This window comes from Sphingomonas sp. PP-F2F-G114-C0414 (assembly GCF_003688595.1).
GTDB lineage: Bacteria > Pseudomonadota > Alphaproteobacteria > Sphingomonadales > Sphingomonadaceae > Sphingomonas.
Genome location: NZ_RCWT01000010.1, coordinates 54,132 through 69,228, shown reverse-complemented (window position 1 = coordinate 69,228; position 15,097 = coordinate 54,132). Strand labels below are relative to the sequence as shown.

Annotated in this window: 9 protein-coding genes; 1 reads left to right on the top strand and 8 read right to left on the bottom strand. The window is 66.7% G+C overall.

Annotated elements, in window-relative coordinates; genetic code table 11:
* Window positions 1-114 precede the first annotated feature (114 nt).
* Window positions 115-1,317, top strand: a complete 1,203-nt coding sequence (locus C8J47_RS05475; protein WP_220683341.1) for a diguanylate cyclase — start codon at window positions 115-117, stop codon at window positions 1,315-1,317.
* 272 nt (window positions 1,318-1,589) lie between these two features.
* Here the strand turns inward: C8J47_RS05475 and C8J47_RS05470 are convergent, their stop codons facing one another.
* The 8 genes from C8J47_RS05470 to C8J47_RS05435 all read right to left on the bottom strand — a co-directional run bounded on the left by C8J47_RS05470 (window position 1,590) and on the right by C8J47_RS05435 (window position 15,084).
* A complete protein-coding gene (locus tag C8J47_RS05470; protein WP_121884805.1) occupies window positions 1,590-3,173 on the bottom strand; it encodes a GH39 family glycosyl hydrolase in 1,584 nt (527 codons plus the stop codon).
* 64 nt (window positions 3,174-3,237) lie between these two features.
* Window positions 3,238-4,875: an alpha-L-fucosidase gene (locus tag C8J47_RS05465; RefSeq protein ID WP_121884804.1), complete on the bottom strand. Its 1,638-nt coding sequence runs from the start codon at window positions 4,873-4,875 to the stop codon at window positions 3,238-3,240.
* A 2-nt stretch (window positions 4,876-4,877) separates the two neighbouring features.
* The gene (locus C8J47_RS05460) at window positions 4,878-5,690 is read right to left on the bottom strand and encodes an SGNH/GDSL hydrolase family protein (RefSeq protein ID WP_121884803.1); all 813 of its coding nucleotides are present in this window, start codon (window positions 5,688-5,690) and stop codon (window positions 4,878-4,880) included.
* The gene (locus C8J47_RS05455; protein WP_121884802.1) at window positions 5,687-8,068 is read right to left on the bottom strand and encodes a TIM-barrel domain-containing protein; all 2,382 of its coding nucleotides are present in this window, start codon (window positions 8,066-8,068) and stop codon (window positions 5,687-5,689) included. Before C8J47_RS05455 ends, C8J47_RS05460 begins: the two co-directional genes overlap by 4 nt.
* Window positions 8,069-8,172: 104 nt before the next feature.
* Window positions 8,173-9,798, bottom strand: a complete 1,626-nt coding sequence (locus C8J47_RS05450; RefSeq protein ID WP_121884801.1) for a DUF5597 domain-containing protein — start codon at window positions 9,796-9,798, stop codon at window positions 8,173-8,175.
* Entirely contained in the window at window positions 9,795-12,017 is a 2,223-nt protein-coding gene (locus C8J47_RS05445; RefSeq protein WP_121885337.1) for a hypothetical protein, read from the bottom strand. Before C8J47_RS05445 ends, C8J47_RS05450 begins: the two co-directional genes overlap by 4 nt.
* Window positions 12,014-13,537, bottom strand: coding sequence for a tryptophan halogenase family protein (locus C8J47_RS05440; RefSeq protein ID WP_121884800.1), 1,524 nt, complete (start codon window positions 13,535-13,537; stop codon window positions 12,014-12,016). The genes C8J47_RS05445 and C8J47_RS05440 overlap by 4 nt, the downstream gene beginning before the upstream one ends.
* A complete protein-coding gene (locus C8J47_RS05435) occupies window positions 13,534-15,084 on the bottom strand; it encodes a tryptophan halogenase family protein (protein WP_121884799.1) in 1,551 nt (516 codons plus the stop codon). The genes C8J47_RS05440 and C8J47_RS05435 overlap by 4 nt, the downstream gene beginning before the upstream one ends.
* Between the last annotated feature and the right edge of the window lie 13 nt (window positions 15,085-15,097).

Here is a 15,097-nt window from a genome sequence, read left to right as displayed (position 1 = left end):
CAGCCGTTCCACCGATGCAGGGGGCCAGCGGTGCGATTAACCTGTCGATTGACTGAAATTTAACCCCAAAACGGCATCCATGCGATGCGCTCCTGGGGGGAGCCCCAGGGAGTGATGTTGATGCCGCATGGTGATGGCGTGCTGCCGCGTTGGGCTGTCACGCGCTGGCTGGTCGAGTGTGCTGGTGAAGTTCCGGCTGAAATCCGCCCTTCACTCGTTCAGGGGTTGTATGGATCACTCCCGATCTTTCTGGGCGGGGTGTTCAACACCATTCTGGTCTCCTCGATCGTGGCTACCCGTCTTCCCAAACCCGCGTTCCTGCTCTGGGCAGCGCTGGAGGTCGGCTTGGCGGCATTGCGCCTACCGCTGCTCATCAAAGGAACGCGCGCCGCGAAGAGTGGAGGCCGCGCGCATATCGACCTATACATATTGGCTGCGGTATGTTGGGCTGCCTCGGTAGGCTATGGGTGCTTCATTACCGTGCTGAGCGGTGACTGGCTCGCCGCAACGCTCGTCGTCCTCTCCGCGGCAGCGATGACGGGCGGCGTGGCATTTCGGAACTTTGCGGCCCCTCGGCTCGTGACGACCATGATCCTTCTTAGCCTCGGGCCGTGCGCCATCGCCGGGGTCATATCCGGCGAACTGATCATGCTCGCGACGGCAATTCAGATTCCGATGTACATCTACGCCATGACGCATGCCGCCTATCGTCTGAACGCCATGCTGGTCCAGACCATGCGGTCCGAGCGCGAGAACGGACGTCGCGCGCGGCATGACACCCTGACAGGCTTGTTGAACCGTGCGGGTCTCGAGGAGGTCGTTGCTCGCCGTGCAGGCACGACTACGGGCGCCACGCTATTCTACATCGACCTCGACGGATTCAAAGCGATCAACGACAGGCTCGGCCACGCGGCCGGCGATCAACTTCTCGTCGAAGTCAGCGACCTGATGAGACAGGTGACCCCTGCAACGGACGTCGTCGCCCGGATGGGAGGCGACGAATTTGTCATTCTGGCCGACGAGACGGACGCTGCCACCGCTCGTCAAACCGGACAGCGTCTCATCGACACGCTGTCCAGCACGTCATTCTTGTTGAACGAAACCGCGGTGACGGTCGGTGCGAGCGTAGGCATCGCGATAAAACTGGATGCTCAGTCGGACTTCTCGACCCTGCTGCTCGAGGCGGACAGGGCCCTGTACGATGCAAAGCTAAAGGGACGCTCCTGCGCTGTGCTCGCTCCCGTCACGTCGCCGAGCCTATACCTCGCCGCCGATCGAGGCTCAGACGTCCAATCCAGTAGATCAGCAGCATGCTGAAACGGCCACCTGCGACAGACCACCGCTAACCGCGCGGGCACCCGACGCGCTGAGATCATTCCCGCAATGCTGGCATCCAGCGCCGCAACGCGCGACTGAGCAAGCTTGCGCGCGTTGCGGTCCTTCAGTCTCAGTCCAGCGCTAGGAGTTCGCCCCTCTCATTCAGTGTGAAGCCCGCAGCCTGCGCCTGGCATATGACACGAAGGTGGCGCCCGCCATGATGCTCTTTGCGAGCGTGCATCGGAAAAAGTCACAGGTCCGGTATTTACCGGTCATCGTCGAGCCCGCGCATTGCCCACGATCGGCTCCAGCGTCACCAGCGCGACGTCGTTGCTGCGCATAGGTATTGTGACAAAGGCGCTGCCGCGCGCGTCGATCTTCACCACCTTGTCCTGCTCGGGCAGATCCGCGGTCGCCTGTTGGAGACGACCGAGCTGCGCGGTGTCGAGCGCCTTGGGCATCCCCATGTCGATGTACAGCGAGAGCGGATCGTTGCGCCGATAGCCGGTCTTGCGGACCGTCAACCGATACGTGCCGGGGGGCACGTGCGCGAAGCGGAAGGCGATCGGCTTGCTTGCGGTCGCAGGAAACTGCCGGGTGTAGAACGGCTTGTTGCTGACCGACTGGACCGGCTGCTGCCAGTCCCAGACCAGCGCGGCGATCCGGCGACCATCGGCAGCCGCCATCACATGGTCGTCGGTCACCGCGATCGTCCGACCCTGCAACGCATGCAGATATTTATACGCGAACCACGCGGGCTTGCGGATCCCCTCGCGGTTCATCAGTCCGAAGCCGCCGTGAAACGGTGTCGGCGGTGGCCCCGGTTCCTCGAACAGGTCGCTGTACGTCCAGTAGCTCATGCCCTGCGCATAGCGCTGCGACTGCTTGAGCTTGGTCAGGATGTACGGCGCGCTGATATAGCTGTCGTGGACGAAATCGCGCGGCGTGTAGCTCGTGCTCCACTCGGTGAAGAACAGCGGCAGGCCGGGATAGGCCGATGCCTCGATCTGCGCGCGGACGTTGCGCACGTCGCCGATGACCGCGTCGGGCGACGGCGAAAGCTTGGTATCCTGCTTGCCGTCCTCGTCGAGAAAGCCGCCTTCGACGCCGTAGGTGTGCGTCGTGACGAAATCGATCGGCACGTTGGTCCGCTTGGTGAACTTCAGGAGCTCGGGCACCCAGGCGGCGCCCGCGGTCGACGGCCCGCCGACGCGCAACGCCGGATCGATCGCCTTGATCGTCCGCGCGGTATTTGCGTAGAGATCGAAATACGCCTGCTGGTCCGCCCTCTCCCAGAAGCCCGCGAGATTGGGCTCGTTCCAGACCTCGAAATACCAGCGCCGCACTTCTTCGCTGCCATAGCGCTGGCGGACGTGGCGGACATAGGCGTCGATCAGGTCGCGCCACAGTTTCGGGTCGGGATGCGACGTGTTGCCCTTCCAGTAAAAGATCGTCTGCTCCGACGTCCGCATCGCGTTGGGCGTGAAGCCGAGCTCGACGAACGGGCGGATGTGCTTGGCGAGCAGCGCGTCGTACAGCTGGTCGATCCTGGTCCAGTCGTAGACGATCCTCCCATCGGCCTTGCGCACCGTGCCGAGCACATCGTGGAAGAGGTCGTGGAAGCGGATATAGCGGAAGCCGAGTTCATCGACCGCGGTCTTCAACTGCGCCTGGCTGTCGTTGCGGATCAGCGTGCCGGGAAAGTCGGATCCGACCGACAGGTCGAACGCGCGGTCGACCGGTGCCGCCGCCGTGGCGACATCGATGGTGACGGTCCGCTGAGGCTCGGCGGGTTTGGCCGAGACGCCCGACGGCGATGCAACGACCGCGACCGCCGCCATAAGTGCCCACCGCATATCCAACTCCCCCGCCGTCTTCTGTCGTCTAGCTACGGTAGTGGTAGCGCATTCAGTTGCTCAACTAAGCCAGTCCGGTAAGCCCGTGACCGTCGATCCGCAGGACCGGCACGAACGGGCTGCGACCGCGCGTCAGGTCGACGTGGAGCCCGCCGCGATCCTGGCGGTGCGCGCACGTCCCGCCGCCGAGCAAAGTCACGCGCTCGATCGCCGCCCCCTTCAACCGACCGCTACCGAGCGCGGCGATCGACACGGAGCCTTCGGGTTTGCCGAGGACGATGGCGTAAAGCACGCCCTTGCTGGTCGTGAAGCGGATGTCGCGCGACGTGAACTGGCCGGCACTGCCCTCGTTCTGCATCCCCGGCTGCGTCTTGGTCGGCCCTTCGCCATAGATCCGCCACGGCCGCGAGCCGAAGATCGCCGCGTCGTTGATCGCCATCCAGGCGGCCATCCCGTCGAGGATGCGCTCCTCCTCGCCGTCGATCGAGCCGTCGCCGGGCTGCGGAATCGAGAGCAGGAGATTGCCGTTCTTCGACACCACGTCGGCGAGCCGCTGGATGACCTGTTCGGCGGTCTTGTAGCTTTTGTCGTTGAGGCGCGCGACGTTGTAGAACCAGTCACCGATGCAGGTATCGGTCTGCCACGGCTCGTCCCACAAATGATCGGTGAAGCCGCGCTCGACGTCCTGGACGATACCGAACCGCTCGTTCGGCTTGAGCATCTTGCCCGTCAGGACCACGTCGATCTTGCCGTGCCAGGCGATCGAGCGGTTGTAGTAATCCGCCGCCGCCTGCAGCCCGATCGGACCGAACGGCAGGCCGTAATCGTCGAAATAACAGAAGTCCGGCCGGTATTTCTCGACCAGGTCTGCCTGCCGCAACAGCCACTTCGCGGCGTAGCCCGGATGCCCCGGCGGCCCGGTCTCGACCCATTGCCCGTCATGCGCATCGTGCCACGCGTTCATCGCGGCGATCGTGTCGATCCCGGCGGGGAGCACCGCATGCGCGCCGGTGTAGAGTTGCTGTGGATCGAGCCCGTCCCACCATGTCCCGCGCCCGTCGCTCGCGCGGCGTGTGAACGCGTCGTAGCGCTGCCCCTTGAGCGCGCCTTCGGGGTCGAAGCCATACGCTGTCTGGTACCAGTGCCAGCTATGCGCGGCATGGTTGGAGACACCGAACTTCAGTCCCGCCCGCCGTGCCGCGCCCGCCCAGGTGCCGACGATGTCGCGCTTCGGCCCGACCCGCAGCGCGTTCCAGGCGTGATACCGGCTCTCGTAGCAATCGAGATTGTCGTGATGGCAGGCGAGCGACACGAAATACTTCGCGCCAGCGCGCTTGTACCGGTCGATCAGTGCGTCCGGATCCCAGCGCGCCGCGGTCCAGCGGTCGAGGATATCCAGCATGCCGGTCTTGGTCGGGTGACCATAGGTCTTGAGGTGATGCTCGTAGGCCGGATGGCCCTGCATGTAGAGGAACCGGCCGTACCAGTCGCCCTGTTCGGGCACCGACTGCGGCCCCCAATGCGACCAGAGGCCCAGCTTCGCATCGCGAAACCAGTCGGGGTAGCGATAGTGATCGACCAGCGACTCCCAGGTAGGCTTCACCGGCCCTCGCGCGAGGCCCATCGGGCTTTGCGCCAGCGCGTGCGTCGCCGGGCCGATCGCGGCGAGCCCCGCCAGCACGCCGCGTCGGTCGAGCGTCATGCTCATCGCCCGCCGATCGAGGTACGGACCGCGGCGAGCGCCAGCGGACGCATCACCGCATAGCCCGCAGGCGTCGGATGGACGCCGTCGCTCGCGAGCCCCGGCTTCATCGCGCCGTCCTTGGTCGCGAGCGCGGCATAATAGTCGACGAAGACGAAGCCGTTGCGGCGCGCATAGGCTTGCAGCCACGCGTTCAGCGCGCGGACCTGCGGGACCGGGCGTTTGTCGGGGCTCCACGGAAACGCCGCCGCGGGGGGCACCGACGCGAGGATCACCTTGATCCCGTGCGCGCGCGCGAGTTCGGCCATGGTTTCGATATTGCCCTGCACGGTCGCCATCGTCGCCGCGCCGGTGTTGCCGGCGATGTCGTTGGTCGCGGCCATGATGTGGACCGCACGCGGCTTGAGCGCGATCACGTCCCGGCGGAAGCGGACCAGCATCTGCGCGGTGGTCTGCCCGCCGATCCCGCGATCGACGAGCCCGTCGGTGAACAGGTCGCGATCCGCGCCGATCCAGTTGTCGGTGATCGAGTCCCCCATGAACACCACGCGCACCGGTTTACCCGACGCCAGGACCTCGCGGTTCTGCGCCTGGTACCGGCACAGCTGCCCGAAATCGCGCGTCAGCATGTGGAGCTTCCACGCCTGCCACCCGGCGCCATCGCTAGGCTTGGGATGCGACGGGCACGGATCGGCGACGATCCCGACCGGATCGCTGGCATAGGGATCGCCGGGCACGTCGACCTGCGCGAACGCGGGGCTCGACACCACCGCAAGCGACAGCGCGAGCGTGCGAAGACCGCGCGCGCCGATCATGGCCGGCCGACGATCTTGACCAGCCCGGCCACCGCCTGCCCGGTCGGCAGCGGACCCGATGCGGTCAGCCGCCCGGCGCGGTCGTCCCAGTGCAGCGCGGATTTCACACCGCCACCCGTCTTGCCGGCGCCCTTGCCGTCACGATAGGCGTTGGTCACGCCATCGTCGTCGTAGAGCGTGAAATTGCCGTCCGCGCCCGGATAGACGCGGATTTCCGACAGCTTCTGCGCGGTCGCGGTGCTCGGCACCTGGACGCCCATCGGGATGATCGATCCTGCCCGCACGAACAGCGGAACCCGCGAGATCGGCGCGGCGACGTCGATCGTCTGCCCGCCACTGTGCCGCGCGTTGGTCCAGTAATCATACCAGTCCGCGCCCGCGGGCAGATAGACCGAGCGGTGCGTCACGCCCTGATCGGTGACCGGCGCCACCAGGAAGGCCGACCCGAACATGTATTCGTCGCCCATATTGGCGACCTTGGGATCGTTCGGGAAATCCATGAACAGCGCGCGCATCATCGGCGCGTTGGTCTCGTAGGTCTTCCGGCCGAGCGCGTAGATATACGGCATCAGCGTATAGCGGAGCCGCAGGAAATCGGCGAGCAGCGGTTCGGCCGCCGTGCCATATTCCCACAGCGCGGTGCCGGGGCGCTGGCCGTGGATGCGCAGCGTCGGGGTGAACACGCTATACCCGAACCAGCGCACGAACAGCTCGGGATAGTCGGTATAGCCCGGCGCCATCGCGGTCGCGCCGGCGGGATCGACCAGCACCGGGCGTTCGGCCTTGGGTCCGTTCGGCCATTGCCAACCGCCGATATCGCTGCCCCAATAGGGAATGCCGGTCGCGGTGAAATCGAGACCGGTCGGCACCTGCCGCTTGAGCGCTTCCCAGGTCGCCTGGATGTCCGACGACCAGAACAGCGCGCCGTTGCGCTGCGCGCCCAGATAGGCAGCGCGCGCGAGGATCAGGTTGCGCATCGTCGGGCGATCGCGCGCCGATCCTTCCGCGACGCTGGTGGTGTGCAGCAGCGGGAAGACGTTGTGATAGCGATCGCCCGACCCGATCGAGAAATAATGGCCGTCGGGGACGAGGTCGGGCTCGGTCTCGTCGAGCCAGATCCAGTCGAACCCCTGCGAGATGATGTTGTCGCGGATCCGGTCCCAATACCAGGCACGCGCGTCGGGGTTGGTCGTGTCGATCAGCCCGCCGGTCCGGTCCGAGCGGATCGGCAGGCCGTTGACGACGCTGCCGTCCTTCTCGTGGAGCAGCCAGCCCTTGTTCGCGAGCATATCGAAATAGCGCGATTCGGGCTCGTAGCGCGGCCACACACTGATGATCGAGTGCATCCCCATCGCCTTCAGCTTGGCGTTCATGCCCTTGGGGTCGGGGAAATAGGTGTGGTCGATGTCCATCTGGCCCATCCGGGTCCAGTGGAACCAGTCGAGCACCATCGCGTCGAGCGGCAGGCCACGACTGCGATAGCCCTCGGCGACCCCCAACAGCTCGGCCTGCGTCTCGTAGCGCGCCTTGCTCTGCAACAGCCCGAACGCCGCCTTGGGCGGGAGCGGCGTGGCGCCGGTCAGCCGCGCATAGCCGGCATAGAGCTCGTCGGTGGTCTTGCCCGAGATCACGAAGAACGACACGCGCTCGCCGACGTTCGACTGCCAGTGCGTCGAACCATGGAGACCGGGCGACACGGTGGTCTGCGACGGATTGTCCCAGACGATGCCGTAGCCCTTGTTGGTCACCATGAACGGCACGCAGACCGTCTCGCCCGCGGGCGCATCGTAATTGTGCCGACAATCGATCGTCCGCCCGCGCAGGTCGAGCACGCCCTCCTGGTTCTGGCCGAGCCCGTAATAATGCTCGTCGGTGGGCGCCGCGAACTGCGCACCGACGCGGAACGTCTTCTCGTCGTTGACCGTGTGCGGCGCCATCTCCCAGCCCGTCATGCGGGTCAGCAATGTGCCGTCGGCGCCGCGGACGGTTACCGCGACGGGCGGCAGCGACGGCGCGAAATAGCGCTCCATCTGGCTCGGCGCCTTGGGCCAGGGCTGCGCCTCGACGGTCAGCGCCAGCGCGGACGAGGTGAAGACATCGGCGCCAGCGTCGCTACGCCGCGCCCATCCCGCCGCGTCGGGCTTCGCGTTCGGTCCCGGCCCCGGTGCTGCGGTGGCCTCGGCGCGATCCGTCGAGATCGTCACGCGGACGATGTTCGGCGCATATGCCTCGACCGCGACGAAGCTGCCGTTGCGCTCGACCGTCGCGATCGGATCGGCCCAGGCCGCGGTCGAGACCAGCAGCGCCCCCAACGAGAGCAGGCCGCCCACGCGGCGTGAACGAAACGCGCTCGTCGGCACGGAAGATATCGGTCGCATATGCTTGTCCTCTCCTTCGACGGTAGACCCGCCGACTGGTATCGCTACCCTAAATGAAATTTTCGTCATGCAAAGGCCGCTTGCCGGCGGTTGTGTGCGGTCGCTCAGCGGTAATGGCCCATCGTCACCTTGAGCACCTGCGGCCGGTCGAGAAGATTGAGACCATAGTCGGTCTGGTCGCCGTTCCACACGCGCGCCGTCACCCAGCGACCGTTCTGGAAGCCGCCTTCCTCGACGCGCACCACCATGCCGCCGGGCTTGCCGTCGGCACCGTCGATGTTCACGCGGACATGATCGCCGACCAGCAGGAACTCGTCGGCGGACAGTTGCGCGACCGCGACGCCGCCGATCGGTTCGTTCGCCCAGGGCGCGGGATCAGACTTGAGCCAAGTCCAGTCCTTCATCCCGAACTGCCATTCACCCCAGCTCGCGCTGACCTTCCAGCCGCCCATCCGGGTCGAGACCGCCGCGCCGTCATCGGGCTTGGCGGCGCCCCAGGTCGGCCGTTCGAACGCGATCCGCGCCCAGTCGCGCATGATCGAGCCGAATATCCGATAGGCGAGCGCCAGCGGTTCGAGCGTCTTGTCGTCGATATCGCGCGCGCCGAGCGGGTAGTTGAAATAGCCGGTGTCATCGAGCCCGAACGGCGAGTAGCCGATCGCGCCACGTCCCATCGCCGGGTAGACGAAGCGGTGGAAGTCGCGGGCGTTGCCGATCTCCGGCACCATCAGCGCGTTGTCGGGCCGGGCGTATTTGTCGAGATACTGGACGACGTTGCCGGCGTCGCGATCGTAGATGTCGGGCGCCTGGAAATCGATATGCGGTGCCGCCGCCTTCCAGATATCGAGCACGTCCTGCTGCGGCCCACCGCTCGCGACGCCGTCGGGATCGGGTACGTTCGACGGTCCCGACAGGCTGGCGTTGACGTACATCGGCAGCGGCTTGACCGCCTTGCCAGCCGCCGCGATCGCGTCGACATAGGCGGCGACGTACCAGCTGTTGAACGCGCGGTCGGCCTGCGCGCCGAACGCCTGCGCCCAGGTGCCGCGCTTGCCGGTCGCGCGGGCGAGCGCGGCGGGAATGGTCTGCGCAAACAACGCGTTGCCGGTCGCCGAATAGTCGCGCGGATTGCGATAGCTGCCGGTCTCGTTCTCGGGCTGGACCAGGATCACGGTGTTCTGGCGATCATGGTCGCGCAGATATTCCATGACCTTGACGAACGCGCGGCGGTCGGCGTCGAGCGTCGCCTTGCCGTGTGCGCTGAGCACGCCGTGATCGCTGCCGTCGCGCGTCTTCATCCGCGGGAAGCGCCGGTTGTCGAGCTTCACCCAGTCGGGCGTGTACGCGAGACCAGTATTCTTCCACGTCCCGAACCACAGCAGCACCACCCGCTTGTCATGCCCCCGCGCCTGGTCGAGCAGCGCCTGTAGGAACGACAGGTCGAACTGTCCCTCGCGCGGCTCGACCTGCTGCCACGCGATCGGCACCTCGACGGTGTTGGCGCCGATCCGGTCGAGCACCGGCCACGCGGTCTTGAGCGCGTCGGGATAGTTGGTCGAATTGTTGACCTGCCCGCCCAGCATCGTGAACGGCGCACCATCGACGATCAGCGCATGCCGGCCGTTGCGCGTCTCGATGTGCGGGACCGCCGTGGCCCGACCCGGCGCGACTTGCGCGAGGACGGGATGCGCGACGCCGAGCGCCGCGAGAACGAGAAGTCGCCGGATCATTGAACCTCCTTGGGGTCGCCGTAGAACAGGCCGCGCCCGTCCATGCCGAGATAGACGCGGCCCTCGCGCCGCGGATCGCCCGAGACGACGCGGTAGCGGCCACCCCAGCGATGATCGTCATCGTCGATCCGCGACCAGCTCTGGCCGTCATCGACCGAGCGCCAGACCCCGCGCACGCCGTCACGCGTACCGACCGCGAAGACCGAGTCCTTGCCGAGGCCATAGAGTTCGACGCTAAGCGTCTCGCTGGCAGGGACGAAATTGCTGCCATAGTCGACGCTGCGGAACAGGCGATCGCCCGCCTGAAGCCACAGCGTTCCAGCGTGCCCCGGCACCGCCAGCAACGTGCTCTGTGCTTCGCGCCCCTGCCGGCCGATTGCCCGAAGCTGCGCGGGCAGGCCGTGGCCGGCGACGGGCGTGAAACTGGCGGCGGCATCGCGTGACAGCAGCACCCGGCCGCGCTCGACATCGACCGCATAGAAGATCCGTGGATCGCGCTTGTCGGCGACCGCCCGCGTCTTGCCCGGCAGTCCGCGCACCGGCATCCAAGTGCGGCCGCGGTCGCGCGTCACCTGCGGGATCGGCGTCGCGACCACCATTGTCGCACCATCCGCCGACACCGTGATCGGCCAATCGCCGTTCAGATCCTCGCGTCGGGCGGGCATGCCCATCGGTGGCACCGTCACCATCGTCCAGCTCCGGCCACCATCGTCCGAGCGCCCCAGCGAGCCATCGCGCGGTCGGTCGAGATACAGGCTGCCGCTGCGCACGATCACGTTCGGCGCCATCCCGGCATAGTCGAGCGCGTTCGTGTTCGACATGTACGGGTTCACGAAGGTCGGCCGCGGCGACCGATCAAGGTCGTCGTGGACGAAGCCCGCCAGATCGCCGAAGCCCGAGATCAGCGGCGCGCCACCGGTCGGCGACACGAGCGTGATGATCGCGGTCTGCTCGATGCCGCGAACCCAAGGCGCCCAGTTGATCGGGCCTGGATTGGTCGCATTTCGCGCCGCATAGACGGTCGCCCCGGTCGTATACACCATCCGCGCGGGATCGAACGGATCGATCGCCAGCCCCGAGATCCAGTGCCCGAAATCCGCGCCCTTGCCCTCGTGCAGCAGGAACGGTGTCGCCGAGACGTCGCGCCGGCTGCGCGCCCCCAGATCGTCCCAGCTGCGGCCGTCATCGTGGCTGATCCACACCGAGTCGCCGTGGCGATAGCGATCGACCGAGCTGACCGCGACGGTCCCGGTCTGGCGTCTCGATACCGCGACGCCAAGAAACGCGCCTTCCGCACCGGTCGCACGCCAGGCGGCGGGGGTGACGTCGCGCCCGCGCCCGTCGGGGCCGTAGCGCCATACCGCCCCCGTCGCGATCCCGCTCGGTCCCAGACCGCTCGCATAGCCCACCCACAGCACGCCGCGGCGATCAACCACGCCCTTGCCGGCGAACAGCCGCGGCCCCTCCGCCGCATGCCACGTCAGTCCGGCGTCGTCGGAGCGGTAGAGATTGGCCGCGCCGGGATCCGCTACGCCCGCCCACAGCCTGCGCGACCCCCCGCCCGGACGCCCGCTCGTCGGGTCGATCGCCACGAACGAGACGCCGCCATGCGTTGTCCGCGAAGCCGGTTTGCCGAGGCCCGCGACCGGGAAACCCGCCACCTTCGCCCAGGTCGCGCCCGCGTCACTGCTGCGCCACAGGCCGTCATGACGCGATCCGAAGAACAGCGTCTGCGTCTGGTTGGGATCTACCGCGAGCCGTTCGCCCATGCCCCGACCGTCCTCGTTGCCACCCATCGCGAACGGCACGGGGGTAGTCCGCCACGAACGCCCGCGATCGGTCGACCGCAGGATCGCCGCGGGCTGGCGCGCTCCTACGCCAGCCGCCATGTAGACGATGTCGGCATTGCGGGGATCGGGCGCGATGCTCTCGATCCCCATATAGCTCGACGTCGCGGTGCCGTCCTGCAACGCCGACCACCGCTGCGTCGCGTCGTCCCACCGGTACGCGCCACCCATGTCCGTCCGCAGATAGGCGAGCCCGCGCTCGACCTCGCTGAACACGATATTCGGCGCGTAGCCGCCCGCTCCGACCGTCACGTTGGTCCAGCGATAGGGAACGGCTTCCGGCGACCGGCTCCAGCCCGGCGCGGACACCATGATCAGCAGCGCCGCCGGGAGCCAATGAAAGCCGCGACGGCGGACGGCGATGCGGATCATGCCGCGATTGCCGCCGCGCAATGCTGCGCGATGAACTGCTCGTGCGTCGGCATCGCATCGGCGGTCTTGCCGATCATATCGCGAACATGGTCCATGAACCGCGCGGATTCTTCTGTTGGCAGCGCGGCGACCAGCGGATCGGTCGACGCCGGGCGCACCCCCTGCCCGAGCAGCACCGCGATCCAACCATCGGGCGTGAACAGCTCGCCCTGTTCGCGGAACGTCCGTGCCTTGCCCGACCAGAGATCGAGCTTGGCTTGCAGCGTATCCGGGATCGTCATGGTCCGGCAGTGGTTCCAGAACGTCGAATCCGACCGCTCGGTCGCGTGATAGTGGAGGATGATGAAATCGCGGATCTGTGCATATTCGCGCAGCATCACGCGGTTATATTCGGCGATCTCGACACCGCCGAACCCGCGGTCCGGAAACAGCGTCATCAGCCGCGTGATACCCGACTGGATCAGATGGATGCTGGTCGATTCGAGCGGTTCCAGGAACCCGCCAGACAGCCCGATCGCGACGCAGTTCCGCTCCCACAGCCGTTCGCGGCGACCCGCGACGAACCGCAACTGGCGCGGCTCCGCCGATGGCTTGCCGTCCAGCCCGGCGAGCAGCGCGCGCAGCGCAGCATCGTCGTCGACATGGTCGCTGGCATAGACGTGGCCGTTGCCGACCCGGTGCTGGAGCGGGATCCGCCACCGCCAGCCGGCCGTATCGGCGGTCGCGCGCGTGTACGGCGTCAGCATCCCCTGTCGCTCGCTCGGCACCGCCCAGGCGCGATCGCACGGCAGCCAATGCTGCCAGCTCGTGAACGGCACCCCCAGCGCGTCGCCGAGCAGCAACGACCGGAAGCCGCTGCAATCGATGAACAGCTCGCCGTCGATAAGGCGATCGCCGTCGAGCCGTAAACCGGTGATGAAGCCCGTCTCGGCATCGCGGTCGACCGCCGCTACGCGTCCCTCGACGCGCACGACGCCCGCTTCTTCGGCCATCCCGCGCAGAAACTTCGCGTACAGCGCGGCGTCGAAATGAAACGCATAGGACAGCGTCGACAGCACCGATTGCGGATTGCTCGTCGGGCGCGTGAACCGCCCTTTCCGCGCGGCGACCGCGGACAGGCAATAATCGCCGATCGGGCCCGGATCGCCGCCAAGGTTCGCCTGCCGCAACCACAGCTGATGGAACGAGACGCCCTCGATATCGCGGCCATGCGTACCGAACGGATGCAGATAGGAGTCGCCCAGCCGCCGCCAGTCGCGAAATTCGATCCCCAGCTTGAACGTCGCGCCGGTCGCGCGGACGAGCGCGTCCTCGTCGATCCCGAGCATCCGGTTGTAATCGCGTAGCGACGGGATCGTCGCCTCGCCGACCCCGACCGTGCCGATGCCCTCGGATTCGACCAGCGTCACCGCGACACCGGTCGCGACCAGACGCGACAATGCCGCGGCGGTCATCCACCCGGCGGTCCCGCCACCGACGATCACGACCTTGGTGATGCGCGTCGCCGGCGTACCGGTCACGCGGGTGCCCGCGCGCCGAAACGATGCGTCTGCGCATAATCGACCAGCGCGCGGTTCGACGGCAGGTTGGCGATCGCATACTGCGCCTGCCGCTGCACCTCGGCGAACGCGCGCCGTGCATCCTCGGGATAGCGCAACGCCCCCGCCTTTGCGCTCAGGTCGGTCTTCCAGCCCATCCCGTACAGCACATATTGCCAGCTCGCGTCGGTGAAGATGTCGACCTGCCCGTCGATGTCGAGTTCGTTGGGCGGCCGGAACCGCCAGCGGTCGAGCAGTTCGAGCAGGCTGTCCGGGACTGACGCATCCGCCACGTTGTCGCGCCAGAACGCCGTGTCGCGCCGTTCCGAGATGCAGTAATGCAGCTTGATGAAATCGAGCGCGCGCTCGTAGCGGCGCAGCATGTTCGCGTTGAACTGCCGCGCGGAGGTTTCGTAATCGCCGCCCCAGGGGAAGAGGTTGGCGATCATCCCCGCCGACACCTCGGCAAACGCGATCCCGGTCGCCTCGAGAGGCTCGAAGAACCCGCTCGACAGCCCAACCGCGACGCAGTTCTTGTACCAGTTGACCTCGCGGTAGCCTGCATCGAACTTGAAATGGCGCACCTCTGCCTCGCCGCCGCCAGCGCCCAGATAGCCGCGCAACACCCGCTCGGCGGTCTCGTCGTCGCTGTGATCCGACGAATAGACGTGACCGATGCCGCGCCGGCGATCGAGGCCGATATCCCAGATCCAGCCTGCTTCCTGCGCGGTCGAGATGGTGTACGAGGCGATCGGCTCATCCCGCCGCGCATAGGGCAGCTGTGCGGTGATCGCGCGGTTGCAGAACAGCACGTCGCGACACGATCGGTATGGTATCTTCATCGCCTTGCCGATCAGCTCGGCGCGAAATCCCGTGCAATCGATGTAGAGATCGGCATCGAGCAGACCGTTCTGCTCGGTCCGCAACCCGCCGATCGCACCATCGGCATCGAGCAGCACTTCGGTGACGGTATCGGTCAGATGCCGCACGCCGTTCTTCACGCCCTGCTCGCGCAATAGCCCGGCGAGCGCCACCGCATCGAAATGGAACGCGTAGTTGAGCGGCCCGACATAATCCGGGTTGGTTGCCAGTTTCGGCGCCCGCATCTGGTCCGCCGCTTTCTTCTGCGGGTTGGAAACCTCGTCCCAATTGTCCGGACCGCCATAGCCGAGCAACCAGTAGGGCAGCAGATCCAGCCCGTCGCTCGCATCCGCGATCTGGAAGGGATGCAGGTAATGATCGGTACGACCTTGGCCGGGCTCATGGCGCCAATGGACGAATTTTGCCCCCTGCTTGAACGTCGCACCGCAGCGACGGACCAGTTCGGCCTCGTCGATACCGATCGTCGCCAAGGTCCGCCGAATGGTCGGGAACGTCCCCTCGCCCACCCCGAGAATGCCGATATCGCGCGACTCGACGAGCGTGATCGAGACCCCGCCCGCAAGGTCGGCACCGAGACGCTTGGCCAGATAGCCAGCGGTCAGCCACCCGGCGGTACCGCCGCCGACGATCAGGATTTGCTTGCGCATCGCGCCCTCCGCT

What these genes read in the sequence shown, in the direction of transcription:
- C8J47_RS05475 (WP_220683341.1), top strand. Translation starts at nt 115, where the DNA reads ATGTTGATGCCGCATGGTGATGGCGTGCTGCCGCGTTGGGCTGTCACG.
- C8J47_RS05470 (WP_121884805.1), bottom strand. Translation starts at nt 3,173, where the DNA reads ATGCGGTGGGCACTTATGGCGGCGGTCGCGGTCGTTGCATCGCCGTCG.
- C8J47_RS05465 (WP_121884804.1), bottom strand. Translation starts at nt 4,875, where the DNA reads ATGACGCTCGACCGACGCGGCGTGCTGGCGGGGCTCGCCGCGATCGGC.
- C8J47_RS05460 (WP_121884803.1), bottom strand. Translation starts at nt 5,690, where the DNA reads ATGATCGGCGCGCGCGGTCTTCGCACGCTCGCGCTGTCGCTTGCGGTG.
- C8J47_RS05455 (WP_121884802.1), bottom strand. Translation starts at nt 8,068, where the DNA reads ATGCGACCGATATCTTCCGTGCCGACGAGCGCGTTTCGTTCACGCCGC.
- C8J47_RS05450 (WP_121884801.1), bottom strand. Translation starts at nt 9,798, where the DNA reads ATGATCCGGCGACTTCTCGTTCTCGCGGCGCTCGGCGTCGCGCATCCC.
- C8J47_RS05445 (WP_121885337.1), bottom strand. Translation starts at nt 12,017, where the DNA reads ATGATCCGCATCGCCGTCCGCCGTCGCGGCTTTCATTGGCTCCCGGCG.
- C8J47_RS05435 (WP_121884799.1), bottom strand. Translation starts at nt 15,084, where the DNA reads ATGCGCAAGCAAATCCTGATCGTCGGCGGCGGTACCGCCGGGTGGCTG.